Annotated in this window: 18 protein-coding genes; 1 reads left to right on the forward strand and 17 read right to left on the reverse strand. The window is 45.3% G+C overall.

All coding sequences use genetic code 11. The features are described 5' to 3' along the window. Window positions 1-24 precede the first annotated feature (24 nt). Window positions 25-495 carry a GNAT family N-acetyltransferase gene (locus tag GC093_RS27605; protein ID WP_171655135.1) on the reverse strand — a complete coding sequence of 157 codons (471 nt, stop codon included), beginning with the start codon at window positions 493-495 and terminating at the stop codon, window positions 25-27. A gap of 192 nt (window positions 496-687) precedes the next feature. On the opposite strand from GC093_RS27605, the gene GC093_RS27610 reads away from it, so the two are divergent. Next, window positions 688-2,370, forward strand: coding sequence for a PhoX family protein (locus GC093_RS27610; RefSeq protein WP_171655136.1), 1,683 nt, complete (start codon window positions 688-690; stop codon window positions 2,368-2,370). Between the two features lie 235 nt (window positions 2,371-2,605). Here the strand turns inward: GC093_RS27610 and mglC are convergent, their stop codons facing one another. The 16 genes from mglC to GC093_RS27690 form a co-directional block, all read right to left on the reverse strand. Beyond that, window positions 2,606-3,616, reverse strand: a complete 1,011-nt coding sequence (gene mglC, locus GC093_RS27615; RefSeq protein WP_171655137.1) for a galactose/methyl galactoside ABC transporter permease MglC — start codon at window positions 3,614-3,616, stop codon at window positions 2,606-2,608. A 57-nt stretch (window positions 3,617-3,673) separates the two neighbouring features. Further along, the gene (locus GC093_RS27620) at window positions 3,674-5,191 is read right to left on the reverse strand and encodes a sugar ABC transporter ATP-binding protein (RefSeq protein ID WP_171655138.1); all 1,518 of its coding nucleotides are present in this window, start codon (window positions 5,189-5,191) and stop codon (window positions 3,674-3,676) included. A 57-nt stretch (window positions 5,192-5,248) separates the two neighbouring features. Beyond that, window positions 5,249-5,473 (reverse strand): hypothetical protein, encoded by a 225-nt coding sequence (locus tag GC093_RS27625; RefSeq protein ID WP_171655139.1) that lies wholly within the window; start codon window positions 5,471-5,473, stop codon window positions 5,249-5,251. Between the two features lie 92 nt (window positions 5,474-5,565). After that, entirely contained in the window at window positions 5,566-6,639 is a 1,074-nt protein-coding gene (locus tag GC093_RS27630) for a galactose ABC transporter substrate-binding protein (protein WP_171655140.1), read from the reverse strand. A 463-nt stretch (window positions 6,640-7,102) separates the two neighbouring features. Next, entirely contained in the window at window positions 7,103-8,098 is a 996-nt protein-coding gene (locus GC093_RS27635) for a substrate-binding domain-containing protein (protein ID WP_246315451.1), read from the reverse strand. Beyond that, the gene (locus GC093_RS27640) at window positions 8,095-9,885 is read right to left on the reverse strand and encodes a sensor histidine kinase (RefSeq protein WP_246315453.1); all 1,791 of its coding nucleotides are present in this window, start codon (window positions 9,883-9,885) and stop codon (window positions 8,095-8,097) included. The genes GC093_RS27635 and GC093_RS27640 overlap by 4 nt, the downstream gene beginning before the upstream one ends. A 15-nt stretch (window positions 9,886-9,900) precedes the next feature. Next, on the reverse strand, window positions 9,901-11,574 hold the full coding sequence (locus tag GC093_RS27645; protein ID WP_171655141.1) for a response regulator transcription factor: 1,674 nt from the start codon (window positions 11,572-11,574) through the stop codon (window positions 9,901-9,903). 211 nt (window positions 11,575-11,785) lie between these two features. Next, complete coding sequence (locus GC093_RS27650; protein WP_171655142.1) at window positions 11,786-11,923, reverse strand: hypothetical protein; 138 nt, start codon at window positions 11,921-11,923, stop codon at window positions 11,786-11,788. 189 nt (window positions 11,924-12,112) lie between these two features. Next, window positions 12,113-12,448: a DUF1904 family protein gene (locus GC093_RS27655; RefSeq protein WP_171655143.1), complete on the reverse strand. Its 336-nt coding sequence runs from the start codon at window positions 12,446-12,448 to the stop codon at window positions 12,113-12,115. A 101-nt stretch (window positions 12,449-12,549) separates the two neighbouring features. Further along, on the reverse strand, window positions 12,550-13,221 hold the full coding sequence (locus GC093_RS27660) for a DUF1868 domain-containing protein (RefSeq protein WP_171655144.1): 672 nt from the start codon (window positions 13,219-13,221) through the stop codon (window positions 12,550-12,552). Between the two features lie 19 nt (window positions 13,222-13,240). After that, window positions 13,241-14,236, reverse strand: a complete 996-nt coding sequence (locus GC093_RS27665; protein WP_171655145.1) for a Gfo/Idh/MocA family protein — start codon at window positions 14,234-14,236, stop codon at window positions 13,241-13,243. Continuing rightward, a complete protein-coding gene (locus tag GC093_RS27670) occupies window positions 14,226-15,218 on the reverse strand; it encodes a Gfo/Idh/MocA family protein (RefSeq protein ID WP_171655146.1) in 993 nt (330 codons plus the stop codon). The genes GC093_RS27665 and GC093_RS27670 overlap by 11 nt, the downstream gene beginning before the upstream one ends. A 25-nt stretch (window positions 15,219-15,243) precedes the next feature. Continuing rightward, complete coding sequence (locus tag GC093_RS27675; RefSeq protein WP_171655147.1) at window positions 15,244-16,299, reverse strand: Gfo/Idh/MocA family protein; 1,056 nt, start codon at window positions 16,297-16,299, stop codon at window positions 15,244-15,246. A 49-nt stretch (window positions 16,300-16,348) separates the two neighbouring features. After that, window positions 16,349-17,095: an endonuclease/exonuclease/phosphatase family protein gene (locus GC093_RS27680; protein ID WP_171655148.1), complete on the reverse strand. Its 747-nt coding sequence runs from the start codon at window positions 17,093-17,095 to the stop codon at window positions 16,349-16,351. A gap of 83 nt (window positions 17,096-17,178) precedes the next feature. After that, window positions 17,179-18,009, reverse strand: coding sequence for an endonuclease/exonuclease/phosphatase family protein (locus tag GC093_RS27685; protein ID WP_171655149.1), 831 nt, complete (start codon window positions 18,007-18,009; stop codon window positions 17,179-17,181). Between the two features lie 22 nt (window positions 18,010-18,031). After that, on the reverse strand, window positions 18,032-24,118 hold the full coding sequence (locus GC093_RS27690; protein WP_216624846.1) for a lamin tail domain-containing protein: 6,087 nt from the start codon (window positions 24,116-24,118) through the stop codon (window positions 18,032-18,034). Window positions 24,119-24,214: the final 96 nt, after the last annotated feature.

The raw sequence follows: 24,214 nt of genomic DNA on the forward strand, positions 1-24,214 counted from the left end.
TAGTAACTATTAATAACTATTTCATTACAAACTTAGGGGGCTCCATTCCATACGGTAATACACCCCTTGCTCCTGTATAACCTGAAAACCAAGACGTTGATATAAACGCAAGGCTCGATTGGCAGACTGAACATTCAAACGAATCGGCTTTTCACAGACCCTTGCCTCAGACTGCAGTATCTGCAAATAGGTCGTACCGATCCTTTGATTCTGATATTGCGGGAGTAACGACAAATCTATTACATATATCGCATCCGGCCTATCGGCAACCACAACCCGTCCTACTCTGCACCGATCTGCACATACAATACGTGTCACTGCATCAGGATACTGAGTATCGAACATCCGCCTCTGAAATTCAAACTGCATATTTAGAAAAGATTCCTTCTCAGAAAAGCCCCAGCCCCAGCTCGCTAGCTCCTCATCCCTTGTGCTTGCATACAGCTCGAAAAAAAAGGACTCATCTTCCGGTACAGCCGCATCGAAGCTTAGCATAGGCGCCTCATTTCTCGCAATTTTTCACTATGATAAACATACCATAAACTATTGAATACATTGTATTGTTTTAGTATAAAATATTTGTTTTTTTCGTCATTTTTCGTCAAATCTATGGTATCGTAGAAGCATCTATCAGGTTTATACGATTATTTTTATTTTTTACATACATTTTTCTATGGAGGGTTTGGGATGAATGACAAAATGAAATTATCACGCCGCAAATTCCTTGGCTATCTGGGGACAAGCACAGCCTATTTTGCTGCAGCCTCTGTCGGCTTAGGCTCATTCGGCGGAAAAGCGGAAGCCGCACAATCGACTCAATCTTTGTTCGATTTTACAACAATTAAGGTCTCCAATTCCTTCAATCCAACTAAAGATACAGCCACCGCAAGTGATAATCTCGTTTTATCATCGGGCTTCAAATATGAGGTGGTAGCAGCTTACGGGGACAAAATCAACGCAAAAGGCGATACATTCGGGTACAACAACAGCTATACCGCCTTTTTCCCAATAGAAGGCTCCAATGTAGAAGGGCTGCTCTGGGTCAATCACGAGTCCATGAATGAATTATGGCTGGAGGGCGCCAAACAAAACGGACACTTGAGTTTGACGCAAAAACAATCGTTATTGTATAACCAGGGCGCTTCCGTCCTGAAGGTTTCCCGTAATGTGAGCGGCGCTTGGAAGCTGGATGCGGAGTCCGAATACTCCCGACGGATTACCGGCTTAGATTCCGCAGAACTGACAGGACCCGCTCGCGGGGCAAGCGCGGTTCATAACGCCACTCGGGTTCAAGGCACTTTCGCCAATCGAGCTGGTGGAAAAACATTGTGGGGCACGGTTCTTTCTTGCGAAAATCAATTCGAAGCCACCTGCAGAAGCACAGGTCTTGATCTAACTCATTATGGCTGGGTCGTTGAGGCAGATCCTTTCGATGCGAAAGGCAAGCTTCAGAAGCATACGGCGCTAGGACGGTTCCATCACGGCAATACAGCTATGGGACTAAGCACAGACGGCAGAGTCGTCGTCTACATGGGGGAAGATGCGGATGATTCCTGCGTCTATAAGTTCATCAGCACCCATAAATTCGATCCGACTAGAGGCAAAGCCAATTCCAAGCTGTTGAGCGAGGGAACACTTTATGCTGCGAATAAGGTGACAGGACGTTGGGTGGAGCTGACGATCGAGGCAGTGAAACAATCGCTTGAGGATCTTCAATATGAGGTGCCGAGTGCGTTGAATCTGACACGAGAAGCATTGACAGCCTTATTTAAAGAGCAGGCGGATGTGCATGTATACGCCCGTGAGGCAGCCCTGCTATTGGGTGCCACCCCATCCGACCGCCCTGCAGCCTTGACTATTAATCCAATTGACCGCACCTTGTTCATCTCTTATACAAATAATGAGAAGCGCGGAAACCTGCATGGTCAAATTATTCGCATCCTTGAGAAAAATGATAACTTAGGAGCTGCCGAGTTCTCTTATGAAATTTTTGCCGTTGGCGGACCTCAGAGCGGATTTAGCTCACCTGGGAGCCTAGCTTTTGATGCAAGCGGTAACCTCTGGGTCGTAACGGATATTTCATCGAATAAGCTGAATACAGGGGCATGGGCCGAATTCAAAAACAACGGATTGTACGTGATCCCATCCTCCGGCTCCACTAAGGAAACACGGCAGTTCGCTTCCGCTCCGTTTGATGCGGCGCTTGACGGCCTAAGCTTTACCCCCGACGAGCGGACCTTGTTTATGACCGTGAAGCACCCGGGTGAGACGACCCAGGAACAGAATGCCCCTACTAGCACGTGGCCGCACCGCTTTGGCGACGGCAAACCGCGCTCAGCAGTAGTTGCAGTAAGCGGTGCTTCGTTCTAGGAAGCTCACCACACCGCTATCTTCAATAACGTCAAGTTCCATTGGAAACATTACGCTAGCCCAACTAAAGGCAGGTTTTGAAGAGTCATCTTCATAACCTGCTTTTTTCCGCGCCAAATATCGTCAACCGCCCCCCAACACAAGAAAAGCTTCAATTCAAAGCCTTCGTCTATCTACTATCATCACAAAACAAAAACCTGACTCCCATGGAAGTCAGGCTCTAGCCTTATTTTTATTATTTTTTCGCTAAATATTTACGAATATCGAATGCAACCGCTGCGACAATGATCAAACCTTTAATGATCAGCTGCCAGTAGGGACTGACGCCGATGAAGGTAAGTCCATAGTTGATAACTCCGAAGATCAGCACCCCGACCAGCACACCTGGCACCGTACCGATCCCACCCGCGGTAGATACTCCGCCTACAACACATGCTGCAATGGCATCCAGCTCATACATATTCCCATAATTGTTCGTTGCGCCACCTGTTCTTGCTGCTTCCAGTACTCCTCCAAGTCCATACAGCGCACCTGCAAAAGCGTAAATTTTCATCAGGTTGCTTTTTACATTAATACCCGAAACCGTAGCCGCTTGAATATTGCCGCCAATAGCGTACATGTATTTACCAAGCCTGGTTTTGTTAAATACGACCCACACTACGATAGCTACTATGAGCGCTATAATAACAATATAGGGTACCGAGTAAGGCCCATTCGGGCCAAAAAATCCAGTGCCGAGGTTCGTAAAGTCTTTTCTAAGGCCAGCAATCGGTTGGGATTCGTTAGGCTTCAGATCGAAGTAAATCGAGTTAGCCCCATACACAATAACCATCGTACCCAACGTTGCAATGAAAGGAGGTACGCTTAGCCGGGCTACTATCCATCCGTTAAGCAGACCAATAACCATACCGGCCAAAATTCCGATTACTATGGGAGCCCACAGCGGCAGGTCAGGCATATCTGGAAAAAAGCGCCTTGGATAATCGCTGATTTGCAGCATGGATGCCGATAAAACAGCCGATAACCCAACGACACGACCGGCTGAAAGGTCCGTCCCGCCTGTAATAAGTACAAATGCCATCCCCAATGCGATGATTGCGCGTGTGGAATTTTGCAGCAATATATCACGTAAAATATCGACCGAGAGGAACCTTGGGTCCGATACGGCAATCCCTAACACAAGAACAAACAAAACAATATAAATCGCATACTGCGTTATAAAACTACTTGCACTTTTTGTGTTCATCGAAACGGCCTCCCTGAAGTATCGTAAGAAACATGCTCATTGCTAAAATCATCATCTCTATGCCATGTATTTCGTTGCCAGACGCATAATATGCTCCTCTGTCGCATCCTTACCCTCTATGATGCCGGATAGACGGCCTTGGCACATTACCATAATGCGGTCTGACATTCCAAGCAGCTCAGGCATTTCTGAAGAGATCATGATAATGCTCTTACCCTGCTTCGCCAGATCGGCAATGATCGAATAAATCTCAAACTTGGCACCCACATCAATGCCGCGTGTAGGTTCATCAAGGAGTAATATATCCGGCTCCGTGAGGAGCCAGCGGGCAAGCAGCACCTTCTGCTGGTTGCCGCCGGACAAGTTCTTAATCAAGGTTTTGACCGAAGGGGTCTTAGTTCTCAGTTGCTCAACGCCTCTGGTTACTTCAACTTTGCTTTTCATCTCATTCAGAAAACCAAGCGGGTTTACATACCGATCTAGATTAGCTATAACCCCATTCTCGTATACGGACAGAACAGGAAATATCCCCGTCACACGACGTTCTTCGGTCAGTAAAGCAATTTTATGCTTTTTTGCATCAAGAGAAGATTTAATACGTACACGCTTACCGTGAATACTAATCGTGCCTGAAGCCAACGCTCTTAATCCGAATAATGCTTCAATAACCTCAGTGCGCTGCGCTCCTACCAGTCCTCCAATGCCTAACACTTCTCCCTTGCGAAGCTCGAAGGATACGTTCTGGAATGATTTCTCATGCGGGGAAGAGAGCCCTTCCGCCTTCAACAATACAGCTCCGGGAACATTCGTCCGTTCAGGAAAGCGCTGTCCAAGATCCCGCCCCACCATCCGGGTTATTATGAGGTCCGTTGACATCTCAGCCGCTGGCCAGGTGCCAATCAGCTTACCGTCACGCATGATCGTAACATCATCGGAGATGCGGAGAATCTCCTCCATTTTATGTGAAATATAAATGATAGAAACGCCACTGCTTTTTAATTGTTCGATAATCTTAAACAGCGCTTCTACTTCATTTCCTGTGAGAGAAGAGGTCGGCTCATCCATGATAATGACCTTGGAATTGAAGGAAACAGCTTTGGCAATTTCCAATGATTGCAGCTTCGATACAGACATATTCCCTGCAAGTGTGTTGGGGTTAATATCCATGTTCAGCTCTTTAAACAGCTTTTCTGTATTCTGGTACATCTTTCTATGATCGATCCATTGTAAAGGCCCGAGACCCTTCGTAGGAAAACGTCCGAGCCAAATATTCTCCATTACATTGCGCTGCGGCACAGGATGAAGCTCTTGATGAATCATGGAAACGCCTAAGTCCAGCGCATCCTTCGAATTGTTCATCTCCACCTTGCTGCCGTTCAAAAGGATCTCACCGGAATCCGGCTTATATATACCAAACAAACACTTCATTAAAGTTGATTTTCCTGCACCATTTTCGCCCATAAGCGCATGCACAGTACCAGAGCGAACCTTCAAGGTAACGTTATCCAACGCTTTTACACCGGGAAATTCTTTGGAAATCAGATTCATCTCAAGCACATAGCTGCTTTCAGTCATGGTAACGCCCCCTGCGTATTGATGTATACGCCTCTTCCCTTGTATAGAAATACTTCATTAAAGAGGTATGGTTAGCTTGAAAAAAAACAAGGGCACAACGCAGCGACCATTGCCCCTTGTCTTGACTTGCATTTTACTTGCTCCTGTACTGCTCTTACCTTGCTCTTGCTCTTGCTCTTGCTCTTGCTCTTGCTCTTGCTCTTGCTCTTGCTCTTGCTCTTGCTCTTGCTCTTGCTCTTGCTCTGCTCTTGCTCTTGCACTGCTCTTGCACTGCTCTTGCACTGCTCTTGCCTTGCTCGTTCTTCCGTACGCCTTAGCAGGCCCTTTCTACTTTCATCGCACTTCTAGCAACCTTCACTTAGCAATCTCGGCCCTTACTTCGCGTCATTCATGTTTTCTTTGGTGATTTTTTTGTAAGGGACCCATACATATTTGCCGTCTGCTACTTCATAACCGCTATTATCTTTGTTAGGTGTTTGACCTGCTGCCAACACAGCTGCCAGGTTAAGCGTTGCTTTACCTTGGTTTTTTGCATCATTCAATACGGTTCCGAGCAGTGTGCCATCTTCCAATGCCTTCAAGGCAGGAGCAGTCGCATCAACGCCAACAACAGGAATGAATTTATTATCCTTGAAGTAACCTTTTGCTTTCAAAGCTTCAATCGCGCCGAGCGCCATATCGTCGTTATTAGTAATAACGGCTTCGATTTTATCGCCCTGGGATGCTAGGAAAGCCGCCATTTTCTCTTGGCCTTTAACACGATCCCACATTGCTGTATCCTCAGCCAGCTTCTCCACCTTCAAGCCTGAATCTTCGATCGCCTTAATGGAAAACTTAGTGCGCAATTCGGCGTCCTGATGTCCGGGTTCACCTTTGAGCATCACGTATTGTACAGCACCGTCTTTATTTTTGTCGGCTTCCGGATGTGCCTTGAAGTAATCCACAATCAATTGGCCTTCCATCGTACCGGATTGCTCCGCTTTAGCTCCAACGTAGTAAACCTTATCCCATTTCTTCATATCATCAGCCAATGGTTCGCGGTTAAAAAACACGACCGGAATGTTAGCTGTTTTCGCTTTATCAATGATAACGCCAGCACCCGTGCGGTCTACAGGATTAATAGCAAGCGCATTCACTTTCTTCGTAATGAACAAATCTACTTTGTCGTTCTGTGTTGGCTGAGCATTTTGGCTGTCTACAATATCAACCTGTGCCTTACCCTCGGCCGCTGTAGAAATAGCATTACGAACCCCTGTCATAAAAGTATCATCAAATTTATAGATCGCCACGCCAATTACTGGTTTTTTAGCTGCAGCCGCTGGTTGTTCTGTTTTTGTACCGCCTGCTGCGGCCCCCGTACTAGGTGCTGCTGTCTCTGTTTTGGCACCGCAACCTACAATCGTAGTAATTAACGCTGCTGCGATTATTGTGGAAACTACTTTTTTCATGTTATGACCTCCGATTAACTTTTTATTGTTTCTTTCTTACATCACTTATTATCCGTGTTATTTCCCATAATTCACATGCAATATTCTCATCTGTTATATAAAAATCCTGCTGTGTTTGCTACCGTTTCTGAATCATGTTACTTGGACTAGAATAAACGGATGACTTCAAAGACTGACTTCAAAGACCTCATGGTTCGAGATATTAGCGGAAGTATTCGTTCCGTTATTTTTCAAAAAGTACAAAGTACGCGGAAATAGAGGAACCATCAATTCCGTTATCTGTTCGTTTTACATGCAAAATCCCCACATTCCCACTAATAGCGGAATTGCGGCTTCCTCTATTGGCAGAAATCTGAAGACCAGGATTAAATAACGGAACTTTCAGCTCCGCTGATAGCTTATACGCTCGGGCTGATAGAATAAAAAATAACCCCGCAGCCCAAGACTTGCAGGCCAAACAAGGTTATTTTACGAATGGAAACAGAAGCTTTTGATTATCCGACCAAAACATGTTTTCCTGATCAATCACTTTAGTACCCGTATCTACAAACTCCGGTATTTTCTTGCCTCCGAGCGCTTCTACTGCATACTTCACTCCGAGATAACCCATGCTGAAAGGATTCTGAATTAGGGTCGCTTGAATAACACCCTCCTGAAGAAATTCGATATCCTCAGGGGTATTATCAAATGTAATTACTTTTACCTTTCCAGCCAAACCCAGCCTCTGAATTTCATTTGCTACTCCAAGCGACGAAATGGCATTCAATGCAATAATTCCATCAATTTTCGTATGCTCTTCTATTATTTTTCTAGTCTGTTCACCGCAAAGCTTCTTATCAGAAAAGCAGTATTCTTTCTTCAGCACTTGAACATCTGGATATTGAGCAATTTCCTCCATCAGCCCCCGTTCGCGCTGGACGGAGTTTCTGGAGTCCTTCCCATTACTCATAACCGCAATCCGTCCATGATCCCCAGTCAACTGAATCAGCTTGCGACCCGCCTTTCTCCCTGCTTCATAATTATTAATACCGATAAAGCTCCGCACCTTGGATGAATTCACTTCGGAATCGATCGTTATCACAGGGATTCGTTGGCCCGCCGCTTGTTCAGCTGCCTCTGCTAACGCATTATAATCGTTGGCTGCAAGCACTATTGCGGCCGTTCCCTGTCTTATCGACTCGTTGACTAACGCAATCTGACCGCTAACGTCCTCCTCATCCTTAGGCTCCAGCACATTCAGATTGACATTGAACTCCTTGGCAGCGGCCTCCGCGCCCATCCGCACTGTTTTCCAATAATCACCTGTCTGCATTTTGACAACTAGCGTTATATTTTTATTAGTCTCTGGAGTAGAAGCAACCTCAGGTTTGTCTGAGCATGAAATAAGGAAGATCAGGCCTATTAGCGTCAAAATATAATATAACTTTTTGTTAATCATGAACACATTCAACGCTCTCATAGCCCCTCCTCCCTCTCATCCTCTTGTTTAATTAGCGGAATCCATAGTCTTACGGTTGTTCCCTCTTCCAGCTCGCTTTCAACCTCCAACCCGTAACTATTGCCATAGGCCAGCTGAATTCGCTCATGAACATTTTTAACACCGACACCAGAGCCTTCTTCAGACCTCACACTACCTGTCAAAAGCTGCTTCAGCTTCCCCTCCGGTATCCCCAGTCCATCATCGCGAACCTCAAACAACAGCTTGTCATGGACAATACGTGCCGATATATGGATATGTCCAGGATCCGCCATCATTTCAATTCCGTGATAGATCGCATTTTCCACAAGCGGCTGTAACATCAGCTTCAGTGTATAGCAGGGCAGCGATTCTTCATCTGCTGTAATTTCGTACTCAAATTTATTTTTGTAGCGAATTTTCTGGATAATTAAATAGTTGCGGATATGCTCCAATTCTTCTTGAACCGTAATGATATGCTTGCCCCTGCTAAGTGATATCCGAAAAAACTTCGACAAGGAAGTGATCATAGTAATGACATCCTCACTCTTGCCGCTGCCTGCCATCCGAACGACCGAGTTTAAAGTGTTGTACAAAAAGTGTGGGTTAATCTGTGACTGAAGCACCTCGAGCTCGCTTTTCCGCTTGGCTTCCTGTTCATGAACACTTTGCTCCATTAGCTGCCGAATCCGAACGACCATGAAGTTAAAGCGACGTGAAAGCCTTCCGACCTCATCATCACCACGCACAGTAATATGAATATCGAACTCACCTTGCTCCACCTTACGCATCGACTTCTCAAGCCGTTTGATGGGCAGCGAAATTTTGGCGGACATAAATGCAGAAATCAACAATACAAACAACAGTACGATCAATAGCAGCCAAGAGATGAAACCACTGATCTCCTTCCGGGTAGTAACAATTTCATCCATATAGGAGACGCCGATGATCTTCCAGCCGATATTGTTGACCGTCTTAATCGTAATCAGCTTCTTTTCCCCGCTAGATTCCTCCAAATAGCTGCCATATGTATATTTCAACGCTTGCTCTACATTCTCATATTTCAGACCAATATAGATGAGCTGCTGCTGCGGATGATAAATCATATTTCCAGCCGATTCGTCAATTATGTACACATACCCCTTTTTCCCGAGGCTCACTCTACGGCACAGATCATCGATCGTCTTAAAATTAACATCAATCATAACAACCGCTTGAATCGTTTCGTTATTGCGAGTAATCGTAATCCCCTTGCTCATCGAAACAACCCATGTGTACTGCCCCTTGTATAGATTCTGGATATGCGGAAGGGAAAAAGAGAGATGATTGGGATTCTCCAGCGCGTTCTTGAACCAGCTCTGCTCTGTCAATTTAGTGTTACTTCGCATTTCCTTCATGGGTAAGCCGGTGACGAGCTCTCCTTGACTAGTAAAAAGAGCCATTGAAACAATATCTTGACGTGTATCCATAATCGTGTTCAGCTGCTCTACCAATTTGTCGTTAGGAATCCCTTCACTTCTACGAATTTTCTCATCTGCCAGCTCGAATACCTCGGTCATGCCTTTTAAATAGATGTCCAGATTATAGCTGACTTGCTCAACAATCTGCTGGTTGCTTAGAAATGTATTCTGTTCGGCGGTCTGAGAGAACTTATTGTACAAAATGACACTAACGAGCAGCATCACCAAAATAGTGATCAAAGTAAAGGAGGCCGTCAAAATAAACTGAATGCTCTTGCCTCTCCACGTGTTCATCAGGCGGGTCAGCCATCTTCTTAGACTGAATAGCATATTGCAACGCCTCCATTACCCTTCTCTGGAGCTGCTTCGATATTCTTTGGGCGACACGCCGACATGCTTCCTGAAGGAAAAGCTGAAATAATTAGGTTCTGAATAACCTACCCGTTCCGCAATGTCCAAAGTCCTCAAATCTGTCGTTCTGAGCAATTCCTTCGCTGCTTCCATCCGGATTTGCATCAAATAGCCTACAAACGTCATCTTCGTTTCCTTCTTAAAAATGCCGCTAAAATAACCTGCGCTGATATGTAAATATTGGCATACCTTGGTGATGGAAATATCACTTTCCTGAAAATTCATCCGGGTGTATTCCTTCGCCTTGTCCACTAAAGACTTATAAGCCGACTGCCGATCACTTACAATATGGCTCATTAATTTGCTGCAAAGTCCGGTTATCCATTGCTTCGCTTCCTGCAGATTTGTAAATGTATTCACTTCGGCAAAAGGATTAAAATCGCTCCCTAAAGTCGCATCGAGATCCATATCCGCTGCTTTGGCAGCCTTTAATATCGCAGTTAATATCTCTAACAAATAAATCTGATAATCCTTAATAGAAACCTGCGTATCCGCGATCCCAAGGAACAGGTCATCAATAATTTCCTTCAACTCCTGGAGGGTACCCACCTTGATACAGCGAATCAGCGCATGCTCCTTTAGTTCGTCAAAGCGAAGCTTCTCCACAAACCGTGTCTCCACATCATCGATACAAATCACTCGGTTATTACCAAGAATGAGCCTGTAATCCAATGCAAAAATCGCATCCTTATGTGAATAACTAATATTTGTAATATCCTCCGTTACCGTCCCTACACCTATTGTAACTGTAAACTTCAAATATTTATCAACGTTTTGACGGATTTCCTCCAGTACGGCTAACGTTCTTTTCATTACCGCATCCCCACTCGCGTCTTCGTCCACCGTCAATAATACGATGTGGTCATGATGAAGGAAGACTATCCCTTGGTTAACCCTATTAAATATTTCCTCGGAAATATTCAAAACTGCAAACCATTTAAGCTCATTATCCTTCGAGTATTTTAAGGAGTGTGAGGCAGCCTGATTACGCGCTTGCGCTTGCTGCTGATTATCAGCGAGATCCCCCTGCCATTCAGGATTATCAATGCTAAGGACAGACAAAAGAAAGCTGCGCCCCTGTAAATTCACATTATAGTTCAGTGATTTTTCTTCGATCTCCGCTCTTCTTAATCTCCGATTGATTAATGAAGCAAGAAATACCTCACGGAGAACAGGCAGGCTTTGACGGTAATGCTCCTGAAGAGCTTGGATATTTTCCTTCTGCGCCATTTCTTCATCGATCAGCAGCTTGATTTTGATTAGCGCATTGATCAGCTCTCTGGATGAAAACGGTTTCAAAACAAATTCGTCAATATGCATTTTGACCGCTTTTTGCGCGTATTCGAATTCATCAAAGCCAGTCAAAATAATAATTTTGGTTGTTGGATACTTATCCCTGATCCATTCCGACAGCTGCATCCCATCCATAAAGGGCATTTTGATATCCGTAACAACAACATCCGGCAGCCATCTTTCGATCATGTCCTGCGCCTCTTTACCGTTCTCCGCATTATCCACGACCTCGAACCCATACTGTGCCCAGTCAATCTCCTGCACTACGCTTTCCCTTACATCTTCTTCATCTTCCACCAATATTAGCTTGTACATCCAATGTACCTCCTGGTCAGGGCAGCAGATAGGAATCGATCGGCCACTTCTTTGTGATATTAATTTATCAGAGTTTGAAAGTGTTTGGAAGAGCGAGCATTTTGCCAAAACTAGATAAGTGATAATGCCGCCCTTCTGATCCCACGTTTGTTTGAACCGAAGTTCGCTTGGCCACCATCAAATGTCCCTTTGCAAGCACAGACAATCATAACTACTTGTTCTTATCCTTGATAGCTTGAGCCTTTTTTAGAACCGCCTCCATCTCCTTATGTGTCTTCTTCATGTCTTTAAACATTTTCTGCATATCTTTGTTTTCCATGAGAAACTTAAAGGCTTCCTTGTATTTCATTGCATCCTCACCCTTTCATCCATTCTGATTCTGCAGTATATGGACGAAGCACATCATTTGTTTCCGCTTGTACCCTGGTATTTGCAGGATAATTTTTGGGGAAGCACAAAAAACCTTGACAAGTAGTGAGCTACTATCAAGGTTAAGTGAATATATTGGAGTTTTTTATCATAGCTTTGGCGAGCTGCTTTAGAGTGAATCGCACCGTCTTCCGTTGATGTAATAGCCATCTTCACTGTAAACCTTAAAGGCGACTTCCACCTCTTTAACACCTATGGACTGAATATGCTGAGTTACCGCTAGCGCAACGCGGTCTCTAATTGTCGTTCCCCGTTCAAACCAGGCAATCTCGACGAATGGATAGGTATCGACTCTCTGTCCATCGAATACCGATACCGTCTGCATGCAGTCGATCGTAAAATTGTCCGACCCACATTCACAAATCCACGCAAGCTCCTCTATCATTGGCTTACTGATTACACTCATTTGATCTGCAGAAATACCTCTAACATTAAGCTGCGGCATAACGGACCCCTTTTTTCTTGAGATGATTTAACTATAGCATATGGACAAATAAACGCCCACCATGCTCACAGGTAAAAGGTATACGGCCTATGCTGTTTTCCTTAGCTGCCTGGTTTTCTCATCGGACTGAAAAGAAACATATCCTCGAAAAATACCAACTCCGGAGCTGACGTTTCAAAAACACCAAAGCTGCTCTTAACCTGTGCGCTGATCTCATCCATATAAGCATCTCTGGCGACTTTTTCAGCTTCAGTAAGCTCAACTAGATTGTAGGCGAGTGTTATATGAAACTCGTATTGATCATGGCCTGGAAACCGAAGCCCCCATTTCACCGATACTTCGTCTCTGAATTTGCTGAGCTTCATCCAGTCCTCTTCGGTTCTCGGCACAAGACGGATTCCTGTAGGACGAATCGTATTGCACATCATAGAGAATGCTTCAGGTTTGCGGATAGTTTCATATTGTTCAATAAAAAAATAGTCAACCTGCTCCAGCGATGCATCTAATGGAAGACGTTCCGTCCATCGGGTATAGGATCGGACCTGATCACAGACACCTTCGATTACCGTCATATGATAACTGGATGGTGGCATAAACACATACTTCTCTGCTGCAGGCATTCGGCGGAGTAAATCATGTGCCTTCATAAGCTCAGAATAAACAGGATCTACAGAGTCGATCTTGCAAATAACTGTGTTTCCAGGGAATGCTCTTACCGATCCGTCTTCATTAAACTTCACGCCGACGTTTTTTGTATACGCTGTTGTTTCCATACATGGCTCCTTTTACGAATCAATTGTTAACCGAGCTCAATGAAACCGGTAGTCCTTGCTGAATCGAGTCGTATGCCGCCAAAGCTACACGAGCCGAATACAGACCGTCTTCACCAGTTATCGGTACGACCCTCTTCTCCAGCAATGAGTCTACGAAGTCCTGTATTAAGCCATGGTTCATGCTCACGCCGCAGTATTTCCACTCTGTTTTCATTTTTTTATTGCTAAAAACCTCGTTCTTCTGAGCAAAGGAGTCAATGGAAATAACCCCTTCGGTCCCGATGATTTCCATCGTAACATCCCCCCAGAACGGAAAGGCTTCTGTTCTTGACCAGCTCGTATCAATCACAGCGAATACACCATCAGCAAATTTTACGTGAACCATTCCAGAATCATCTACCGGAATATCATGAAACAGTGTACCGGATTCGGCATAAACCTCGATCGGACTGCTTCCCAATATCCAGTTTACTAAATCCATTACATGCACGGTATGATCCAGCACCGCGCCTCCCCCGGACAATAGCGGATCAACAAACCATCCGCCGGGCATTGTGCCCCGGTTTGTACCCTTAATGGCTAGAATCTCCCCAATGTCTCCCCGTTCAATGGCTGCCTTTGCCTGAATGACCGCCGGAATATAACGGCATGGAAAGGCGGTCATTAGCTGAACCCGCTGCTCCTTGCAGGTTTCGATCATTCGCTGCATCTCATCGACCGATATTCCAAGCGGTTTTTCGCAAAGCACATGTTTTCCAGCCATTGCTGCATCTATCGTCATTTGTGCGTGCAGTACATTCTCCGAACAAATGATGACGGCATCCACATCTGTTTTCAGCAGCTCCAGATAATCGGCAAAATAAGAAATGCCGTGTTCATCCACATATTTCTCCACACGAGCTTTATTATCATCGGCAATAGCGGACACAATAACTCCCGGCATGGACAACAGTATTTTCAAGTACGTATCCGCATGTGAATGGGCAAAGCTGATCATTCCTATTTTAAGAGACATTCTGATTACCTCCTTGGCCCGCGGTCACATAATCCATGTGTACAGGTACCCCTGTTTGAGCTGATTGTACAGCTGCCAGTGCAATCTCCAAAGCTTTGTAAGCATCATAGGCAGTTACCGCAGCTTCCTTTTCGTTTCGAATGCAGTCTATAAAAGTTTTCAGTTGGCTTATATTCATTTCATTTACTGGTATCGACGAATCTGACTCTTTGATCTGCCCTGGTGCTTTACGAATTGATAGCGATGACATTTCATTGCTATTAAACCGGATAATTCCGCCATTCCCGGCAAAATCAACGGCAACAACAGGCCGCTCAGGGTGACCTAGGTATCCTTCCAAATTAACAATTGCCCCGCTTAAAAACCGAAGTGTAATCAACGCATAATCATGCTGATCTTTTTTCCGATTTAGTGCGTAGACACTTTTCACCTCGCCCAGCACCGATCGTACGAAGTCGATATCGAATATCATCAAATCCGTAATGACATTGCTGGCATTTGCTGATGATGCTGAAAGTTCAGGATACGGTCCTGTCCTTTTCATATGAGCTACTCCAACCTTGCCAATAGCTCCTGCTTTGATTTCTCGTTTCAAATTCGCATAATTGGGGGAGAAGCGCACATCGTTGCCTACAAACAGTCTTACCCCATAGGTATGGCACGCATCGATCATCTCTTGTGCATCCAAAAGGTTGGTTGCGATCGGCGTAGTGCAAATGACATGTTTCCCGTTTTGTGCAGCCTTCAATGTATATTCCTTGTGTAAAGAAGCAGGTGCACAGATACTGATCACATCAGGCTTTGCTTCAGAAATCATTTGATCGAACGAGGTGTACGGTATTGTACCGCATGTATCGGCAAGCTGCTTGGCGGCCTTTTCCTGTAGATCAAAGACCCCTACCACTTCAACCTGCGGTAATTTCATCAAACAGCTTGCGTGAACGTTATCCGCCGTCCCGCAGCCAACAATTGCTATTTTCATTGTACCGGTTCCTCCTGTAAAGTGATTAAAATGATATCTCTGAGCCTTTTTGCGCCGATTCGTAGACAGCACATAATATTTTCATAATTTCAATACCGTCTTCTATAGGGCTAAGCGGTTTTTCACCTGATTGGCAGCATGCAATGAAGTGATCAATTTCGTTCTGAAATGCACTGGTAAATTCAAATTTCAGCTGATCGATCTGCGGGTGACTATTAAGAATTGTCTGATGCTTCTCCGTAATAAAAGTAAGCTCAGGCTCCATCTCTACCCCGCCCTTGTCACCGAATAGCTTTACGCTAATCTCGTCTTTTTTGGCATGCAGAGTAAAGCTCGTTTCAATCATAAGGGAAGCTCCATTTTCAAAACGAATCAGCGCGCTGGCCAGGTCTTCGACATCATTCTTCACATTGTAATCGGATGACTTATAGAAGGATAAATTTGAGATATTTGAGCGGTTGCCCAGTTTGTAGTAAACGTTGCCGCTTACCGATTTCACTTTCGGTCTGCCCATCAAATACCAGCATAAATCAATAACATGAACCCCAAGATCGATGAGCGGACCGCCACCCGAGCGCTGCTTGTCAGAAAACCAGCCACCCGGATTGCCGAGACGGCGCAAGCAGGAAGCTTTGGCGTAATAAATTTCGCCGAGATCGCCTGCATCGATAAATTGTTTCGCCACGCGGGTTGTGTTAGCATATCGGCGTACGAAACCAACCTGCAGTACCTTGCCGCTTTCTTTAACCGCTTGCTCCACCTGCAGTGCCTGTTCAACAGTCTGGGAGAGCGGCTTTTCCACAAGCACATGCTTGCCTGCTTTTAGCGACGCGATAGCGATTTCAGCATGTGTATCATTCCACGTACAAATGCTGACTGCCTCCACTTGAGGATCGGCCAACAAATCATTGTAATTATTGTACATATTTGGTATTTCGTATTTTTCTGCTTTATTTTGAGCACGTTCTACATGAAGATCAGATATGGCTACCAACTCTACATTTGGATTATTTTGGTACGAATTTAAGTGTGAAACAGATATAGAGCCTGCTCCAATAACTCCTACGCGGATTTTAGTCATGGTTTTCTTTCTCCTTCTAATAGATAATCTCTCTGTATAACACTATGGGCTAATGGTTTAGTTCCAGTACCGCAAAAGGCGGCAAATGATCGGAAGCCTCCGACACAATAATCTCACTACTTAAAACTTCCACATTTTTGGAATAAAAAATATAATCGCCCTGCAAACAAGGATTGGTTACAGGGAACGTATAAGACTTCTCTTTACCTTCGAATGCTTCCCGGTAATGCTCAAACATCGGACGCATTTCTGAGGTTTGGGGTGCTGCATTAAAATCCCCCATAAATATTCCAGGCTCTATCTTTTTACTTGCAATCTCGACGATGGTCTGATTTTGCAATAATCTCTCCTCTGGAGTTAAAGCCAAATGAACGGTGTAAACATTTATGTTCGCATCACCCACACGGATTGTTGCTTCCAACAAGCCTCTGCTCTCACTATCCTCTGCCAAACTGGGCAGTGCATAATGATTGGATGCGTGAATTGGATATTTGCTTAGCACAGCTACGCCGTATTGTCTTAGCTCGGTTCTGCCTTCGGCAGGCGAACGTTCCAAATTAACTGCAAATACATATTCCATATGAAGCCATTTTGCTAATTGCTGTGCCTGATCGACATATTCGCTTCGTGCCGACCAATGCTTATCCACTTCCTGAAGGGCAATAATATCAGCTTCTGATTGTTTAATGACATCTGCTATACGTTTAAGATCAAGCCTGCCGTCCTCTCCTACCCCATGATGAATGTTGTATGACAGCACCCTGACCGATGGCTTCTTTGCTGTATCTCTCCCCATTCGTACGCCTCCTCCAATAGCTTTTATACTAAAAAGATAAACGGCAGGAGTCCTAGACCCTGCCGTTTGTCTGGTCTAAGTGTTTACTTGGCTTTGATTTGCAGTTGAGCAAAAATCGGCAAATGGTCGGAAGCCTCTGTCTGAATAATATCACTACGCATAAGTTCGAAATTATTATTGAATAAAATGTAGTCAATCTGATAAGCAGGCTTCGTTACTGGAGCTGTATAGGCGTTTCGTTTGCCTTGAAAGGCTTCGCTAAATCTTTTGAACATCGGGCGCATTTCAAATGTATTCGGCTTAGCGTTAAAATCCCCCATAAAAATGACCGGGCCCGCTTTTTCCTCCGTTATTTTGGCGAGCTCCTTAATTTGCACTACCCGCTCACCCGCGATAATGGACATATGGGTTGAATAAACAGTTACGTTGACTCCATCAACATCAATAACCGTCTCCAGCAAGCCCCGCTTCTCGCTGGATTCTTCGATTTTAGGCAGCGTATATTGATTGGACTCCACAATCGGATACTTGCTTAAAACAGCTGTACCATATTGCCGTCGCTCGCTTTTGCCCTTTGCAGGTGACTCATCCACATTAGGTGCAAAGGCGTAGTGCATGCCTAGAATCTCACCCAGATGCTTGGCTTGATCCATAAAGTCGCTTCTCTCAGACCAATTTTTATCCACTTCCTGGAGAGCAACAATTTCTGCATTCGATTCACGGATGACATTGGCTGTACGATTGATATCCAGCTTATTGTCGTTCCCTTCACCGTGGCGAATATTGTAGGACATGACGCGGATGGATTGGGATTGCTCCTCTTCGTTTGCTTGCACATTTGCAACATTACTAATCCCTAATGACAAGGACAACACTACAAGTAAAGCAAAAAGCTTCTTAGCTCCTATCTTCATATAATCCTCCATCACAGCTCGATTAGTTAACCAAATAATTCATCAATAACAGCATTCGCTTCGCCATTGTCACAGCCTGCGCACGGGTCGCATTATCCGTTGGTACAAAGGTATTTTCGGCCATGCCTTCTATAATCTGGGCTTGGGCTAATTCGGCTACTGCTTTGCGGGCCCATACGCTAATTTGGTCTTTATCGTTGAATTGCAGCTGAGCCTCGGACAACTTGTCCGCCTTCCCGGTAACTTGAAGCGCACGCAGGATCATAACTGCCATTTCCTCACGGGTCACAAGTGCATTCGGTTTGAATAAATGTTCATCGTAACCCAGGACCAATCCTTTCATGGCTGCAATATCAACGGATTTGGCATACCACTCGGAGGCATTCACATCCTTAAAGATAGAGCTCTCTTCAACACTCAGCGGTTGTCCAGACATCCCTGTCGCGTTGACTAATAGAGCGGCAAATTCGGCACGAGTAATGTTAGTATCTGGAGTAAAATGTCCATTAGCGATGCCATTAAGAATTTGCTTGGAGGCAAGCTGCTCCACATTCCGCTCAGCCCAATGCCCTTTGATATCATCATAGGATTTCTTGGACTGTATGACGGCATATGTGCTGTTATGGGTATTTTTCATTGTAACGTAAGTGTTACCGTCGGCTTCCTCTTTTGTTGTACTAGGAATGAAATGTACAGTTCCCTCCGGTGTAATTAAAACACCCGTCAATACATCCGGATTTACGATTCCGTAAACTATTAACGTTCTGGTAACCATTTCTTTGCCAAAATCCTTGATTTCAATCATTTTTCCATCTATCTCCATATGAACCTGGAAATGATAGGCGCCTGACAATAATGAGGCATCATTACCGGAAACCGATGTTCGAATCTCTTCCAGCTTTTGGTCCGATAGGGCTGCTATCGTTACATGTATATTGATCCGATCCATGGTTACACCCAGCTGCTGCGCCTCTGTTTCAAGCTTAAGCGCCGTTAGCGGAAAATCAAACGAAACACCGTTTTGGTAGATGACAAACCGGCTGTTTATGTTGTATTGTTTGGCGCTTTGTACTGCCGTCGCAGACATGATTACCTCAACAACCGGCTCATTACCGTCATAGGAAAGCGCCAGATACGGATCGCTATCCCTTAGTGCCTGGAATGCTTCCACTAATTGCGTCTCATTTACCTTGATTCTTGCAACGCCTTGACCCTGATCATTGACAGCCTTTGTAACGGTATAAGTGTTAGCGTCCAGGATATGCTTAGAGTCCGTTGAAGCAATTGACGGCGGTACAAATATATTCGGCACAGTCTCCGTCATATTGCCACCTCCTTGGGAAAGGGAGCGGACCCCTACATTTAATGTACTGACCTTCTCACCGTAAACGGCCTTTATTTCAGCCTGACCTTGACCGATTGTTGTAACATGACCTGAACCAGTGATGGTAATGACAGAAGGATCGCTGCTTTCGAATGTTGACAGTGCGGTTATATCGTCATCTTGTTTGCCGAAATACTTCAGTTTAACTTTGGCATCAAAAGATTTCCCTACTGACGTCGTTAAAGGCAGCCCCTCGATAAACATTCCTGTATAGCTATAAGGGGTAACGAGAACCGGGAACATTGCAGGTGTCTCCCCCTCCGCTTGCCCGTACACGGATTTTAGTACGCCTGTCAGAGCAAAGCTGTATGTCCTGCCGTTAGTCAGGTTGCCCACTGTTAAGGAGTAGGTGCCATAGGTTACCGTTGTAACGGAAGCCACCAAAGGGATCCCATCCTGATAGGTCCGATAGCCAAGTACATTCAAGTTTTCTGTTTTCCAAGTTAATGTTACTAATTGGTCCCCTGTAGCTGCTTGAAAATCTGGTACTTGATCCGGGTATAGCTTCCCAGGTGTAGGAGACTGGTTCAAGGAGTCCGGAATTCTGCGCTCCATCAGTTTGTTGTCTGTATCTAATCCATTTGCTGGGATAAAGTAATTAACACTCTGTTGCTTTTGATTCTCTGTTCGTACAAAGTCGCAAGCTGGCAAGGTCGAAGGGACATATTGGCATTCTCCGGTACCTGCACCAACGTTATAGGCTGCCATACTGATCCGGTCCTTACTCCGATCCCCGCCTGGTGCTACGATGGCCACAACCCGCTGTACCGCATTTTCCAAACCTTCTTTGGCTCCAAGCTTCGCGTATACAATTCGATCTTTTGATAGGCTTGAATCGTATTCCGCAATAAATTGCTCTACCTTAAGGGAGCTTGAACTTAATCCGCTGTCTTTGACCAGCCACACTACTTTCGTACTGTAGGGCTGTATATACATATCCGTCTTTCCACCGGTTATGTCATCCATCCCGACAAGGCTCCACTCTTTCGCGCTCGTGTCTGTCCAAGGCTGCTGGAGCTTCGGATTCGAATAGTAGTTAAGCTTATAGCCTGTCAGATCAATAGGTTGATTTGTCGTATTATACAGCTCTACATATTCATACAGCTCGCCCACCCCCTTCGGGGCAGCCATAATTTCTGTAATAAGTAATGAAGCGGGCTTCAATGGCGGATTCGGATTTTCAGGATCGACTGGTGCTCCATTTCCAAAATCCTGACCCTTACTCCGTTTACCAGGAGATGGCGCTTGATTCAACGAGCCTGGAGCTCTGCGCTCCATCAACTTGCTGCTTGAGTCCAATCCATTTGCCGGCAAAAAGTAAATCACGCTTTGTTGGGACGTTGCCGTTTTCGCAAAATCACATGCAGGTGTAGTGCTGTTAGCAACATATTTACATTCCCCAGTGCCAGCATTAACATTGTATGCCGCCATGCTGATCCGATCTGTAACCGCATTGCCCCCCGGTCCAACGATTGCCACATTGCGCTGAAATGAATTATCCAAGCCTTCATTAGCACCGAGCCTTGCATACACAAATTGCTCTTTCTTTAACGAAGGATCAAATTCTGCAATAAACTGATTCACTTTATACGTACTATGCTGCGGCTTAATCAGCCAAACAATTTTAGTGCCATGTGCTGCGATCGACATGTTCGTCGCGCCTTCGGTTATGCCATCCATTGGCTCGATGCCCCACTTTTTTGCATTTGGGTCCAACCAAGGCTGCTGCAGCGCCGGATTCGTATAATAATGTATTTGATAACCTGTCAAGTCGATCGGTTGATCCGTCGTATTATAAAGCTCCACATACTCATACGGTTCGCCCGCTACCTTCGGGGCAGCCATAATCTCAGTAATAAGCAACGATGCCGTAGGTGGGTTCGTAGTAAGAAATGATTGTGCATCAAGCAATTGCATTTTATCGATCGGGTACTTTCCATCCGCATATTTCTGTGCCCCGGACTCGAACAATACATATAAATTGCCGTTGCGTTCAAATACACTTTCAGACATGGGCGGCATGGTCAATGTATTTATCAAGCTTGCTCCGTCTAAAAACCAGATCGGCACCGGCGCTGTTCCAAACTTCGAAGTTTGCGAATGCGGAGCTGAACTTAAGGAGAAATTGTAGGCAAACAACGTGCTATCGTTGTTTCTGCCATACGATCGGCTCAACACGACCTTATCATCAACTACCGACATACCTTGAATCTCCTGCGGAATGGATAAAATATAATCAGGAATTGCCGTTCCTGTCCCGTAGCTATTGCCCGTTTGTATCAGATCATTATTATTCAGCTTATATCCCGCTACCCAAGCAGGATTCTCTATTCCATCTCTGTTTGGCATGTGGTGAGTCGGATCGGTAGGATAGTTATCCCTTGCAAATTCCCCCACCCATAAAATGCCGTCCGCATACGTAACAAAAGAGCCGTTGGTCTCGACCTGTACCCAATCCGAGATGATAAGCTTACCGCCGTCTACTGCTGCTATCACATCTGGAAGAGATACTGGAAATAATTCGGCTTCTGATGAAATCCATAGATGGCCTTGACTCACGGCTATTCCGCCGACATGTCCTTTATATGGAACCGTATCTGTTTGGTAAAGCTCCAATGCTTTGACAAATTTACCGGTTGTAAGGTCGGTCACAGTAATACCGCTTGCTTTGCCGTCTTCACGATAGTACGAATGTAGCATCCAATTTTTTCCTGGCATATAGGCTGCTCCCTGCGGGATAACTCCTTGCTTCAACCCAGGGATCACTGAACCTTGCCGGACGATCTTATTAAACTCGCCATAGCTGATATAATATTTGGACAACTGCTCATGTACGGCTTTTGCAATGACTTTGGTCCCGTTGTCATTGGGATGTACGTTATCCGGAAAATTCTCAGGCATATTGACAGTGGCCGAATAAACATCAATAACGGTGGTGCCTGTAGAAGCTGCCGTCTCCCGGATGGCAGGGATAACCTCATCTTTTACAACCGAATCCGTAATACTGAATTTGTTTGCCCCATACACCTTCGGTGGAAGGTTAACAAACACTCTCGGATGAGAGGGTAAGCTTTTATACTGATTAATGATTTCCGTGTAGTCGGTTACAAACTGGCTCTTATACTGCCAATTTTGCGGTTTGGAATCATTCGAGCCGAGCATAATAACAACAATATCCGGGCTCCAGTCCTTACTTTGCTGAAATTCAGCTTGGTTCCAATAGGAGCTGTCACCATTTTTCAAAAGAGTCGTGCCTGATACTCCGAAGTTTCTAACCTCGTAATCGGGTCCGAGCACTATTCCTAAATTTTGCGGATATGTTGTAGTCGTGCCTGTGTTGCGTGTAATGCTATCGCCAATAGCAGCCACTTTAATTTTCGTACTTCTAAGTCCAAGTTCCTCTTGGGTTATGCCTGATCCGATCGGCCCACCTATGCTTTTAATCACACCGGCGCTTTCAATTCCTGTGCTGCTGACTGTCACCAGCTTAAATATATAACCAGCACCGTCCATCAAGCTCGAAAGCACTGCGGAAGACGTCCCTTTGGCAATCGGCCCGGCTGCCTTTATGCCATTTTGATAAATATCTACATGTGTATAGTCATCTTTACCGCTCAGATCGGTCGGTTCCGTCCAACCTATAGAGGCCTTTCCACCGCTTAAGACTGCTGTTGGATTGAGTACCTCTGCTGGAAATAGAGGCTCCTGACCGGCACTCAGCTTCCCGGGGGACGGCACTTTGTTCAATGATTCTGGCGTTTTCCGCTCCATTAATTTACTAACAGGATCTAACCCGCCTGCCGGAAAAAAGTAAATGATGCTTTCCTGAGTGGTAGCCGTTCTTTTATAATCACAGGCGGGTGTCGTCTGCGTAGCGACATACGCACAGCTTCCTGTGCCCGCATTAACATTATAAGCAGCCATGCTGATCCGGTCATTAACAGGGTCGCCTCCTGGCCGGACAATTGCCACATTCCGCTGAACCGCATTGTCCAAGCCTTCCTTCGCTCCTAATAGTGCATATACAAATTGATCCGCACTCAAAGTAGAATCGTATTCTTTAATAAAATCATTCACCTTATACGTCAGATGATCAGGCTTAACCAGCCAGACGATTTTGGTGTCATGCGCGGCAATCGTCATGTTGGTCGTACCTTCAGTCATCGTATCCTGGGCTACGATTTTCCACTTCTTCGCATTTGCATCCGTCCAAGGCTGTGCCAGACCCGGTTGTGTGTAATACTGAATTTGATAATTCGTTAGATCAATTGGTTGACTTGTTGTATTGTAAAGCTCCACATACTCGAAGGCTTCACCCGCTGCTTTCGGTGCCGCCATAATTTCCGTAATAAGCAGGGATGGCGCAGTAGACAGGATCGAATCTGCTGCTTTACTCACACCGGCGCTTTCAATTCCCGCACTGCTCACCGTCACCAGCTTAAACGTATAGCTAACACCTACCGTCAAGCCCGAAATTGTAGCCGCAGCTGTCCCTTTAGCAATCGGCCCCGCTACCTTTACCTGATTCTGATCGTAAATATCCACATGCGTGTAGTCCGCTTTGCCGCTAAGATCCGTTGGTTCGGTCCAGCTAATATTGGCCTGTCCGCCGCTAATGGCTACCGTCGGATTAAGCACCTCTGCCGGTAGCAACGGCTCCTGCCCAGCGCTCAACTTCCCTGGAGTCGGTACTTTATTCAGTGAATCGGGCGATTTCCGCTCCATTAATTTACTAAAGCGATCCAACCCGGTTACCGGAAAGAAGAAAATAACCGTTTCTTGTGCTGTAGCTGTTTTCTTAAAATCGCAAAAGGGCGTAGC

Source organism: Paenibacillus foliorum, assembly GCF_013141765.1.
GTDB lineage: Bacteria > Bacillota > Bacilli > Paenibacillales > NBRC-103111 > Paenibacillus_S > Paenibacillus_S foliorum.

What these genes read in the sequence shown, in the direction of transcription:
- GC093_RS27605 (WP_171655135.1), bottom strand. Translation starts at nt 495, where the DNA reads ATGCTAAGCTTCGATGCGGCTGTACCGGAAGATGAGTCCTTTTTTTTC.
- GC093_RS27610 (WP_171655136.1), top strand. Translation starts at nt 688, where the DNA reads ATGAATGACAAAATGAAATTATCACGCCGCAAATTCCTTGGCTATCTG.
- mglC (WP_171655137.1), bottom strand. Translation starts at nt 3,616, where the DNA reads ATGAACACAAAAAGTGCAAGTAGTTTTATAACGCAGTATGCGATTTAT.
- GC093_RS27620 (WP_171655138.1), bottom strand. Translation starts at nt 5,191, where the DNA reads ATGACTGAAAGCAGCTATGTGCTTGAGATGAATCTGATTTCCAAAGAA.
- GC093_RS27630 (WP_171655140.1), bottom strand. Translation starts at nt 6,639, where the DNA reads ATGAAAAAAGTAGTTTCCACAATAATCGCAGCAGCGTTAATTACTACG.
- GC093_RS27635 (WP_246315451.1), bottom strand. Translation starts at nt 8,098, where the DNA reads ATGAGAGCGTTGAATGTGTTCATGATTAACAAAAAGTTATATTATATT.
- GC093_RS27640 (WP_246315453.1), bottom strand. Translation starts at nt 9,885, where the DNA reads ATGCTATTCAGTCTAAGAAGATGGCTGACCCGCCTGATGAACACGTGG.
- GC093_RS27645 (WP_171655141.1), bottom strand. Translation starts at nt 11,574, where the DNA reads ATGTACAAGCTAATATTGGTGGAAGATGAAGAAGATGTAAGGGAAAGC.
- GC093_RS27650 (WP_171655142.1), bottom strand. Translation starts at nt 11,923, where the DNA reads ATGAAATACAAGGAAGCCTTTAAGTTTCTCATGGAAAACAAAGATATG.
- GC093_RS27655 (WP_171655143.1), bottom strand. Translation starts at nt 12,448, where the DNA reads ATGCCGCAGCTTAATGTTAGAGGTATTTCTGCAGATCAAATGAGTGTA.
- GC093_RS27660 (WP_171655144.1), bottom strand. Translation starts at nt 13,221, where the DNA reads ATGGAAACAACAGCGTATACAAAAAACGTCGGCGTGAAGTTTAATGAA.
- GC093_RS27665 (WP_171655145.1), bottom strand. Translation starts at nt 14,236, where the DNA reads ATGTCTCTTAAAATAGGAATGATCAGCTTTGCCCATTCACATGCGGAT.
- GC093_RS27670 (WP_171655146.1), bottom strand. Translation starts at nt 15,218, where the DNA reads ATGAAAATAGCAATTGTTGGCTGCGGGACGGCGGATAACGTTCACGCA.
- GC093_RS27675 (WP_171655147.1), bottom strand. Translation starts at nt 16,299, where the DNA reads ATGACTAAAATCCGCGTAGGAGTTATTGGAGCAGGCTCTATATCTGTT.
- GC093_RS27680 (WP_171655148.1), bottom strand. Translation starts at nt 17,095, where the DNA reads ATGGGGAGAGATACAGCAAAGAAGCCATCGGTCAGGGTGCTGTCATAC.
- GC093_RS27685 (WP_171655149.1), bottom strand. Translation starts at nt 18,009, where the DNA reads ATGAAGATAGGAGCTAAGAAGCTTTTTGCTTTACTTGTAGTGTTGTCC.
- GC093_RS27690 (WP_216624846.1), bottom strand. Translation starts at nt 24,118, where the DNA reads ATGGAGCGGAAATCGCCCGATTCACTGAATAAAGTACCGACTCCAGGG.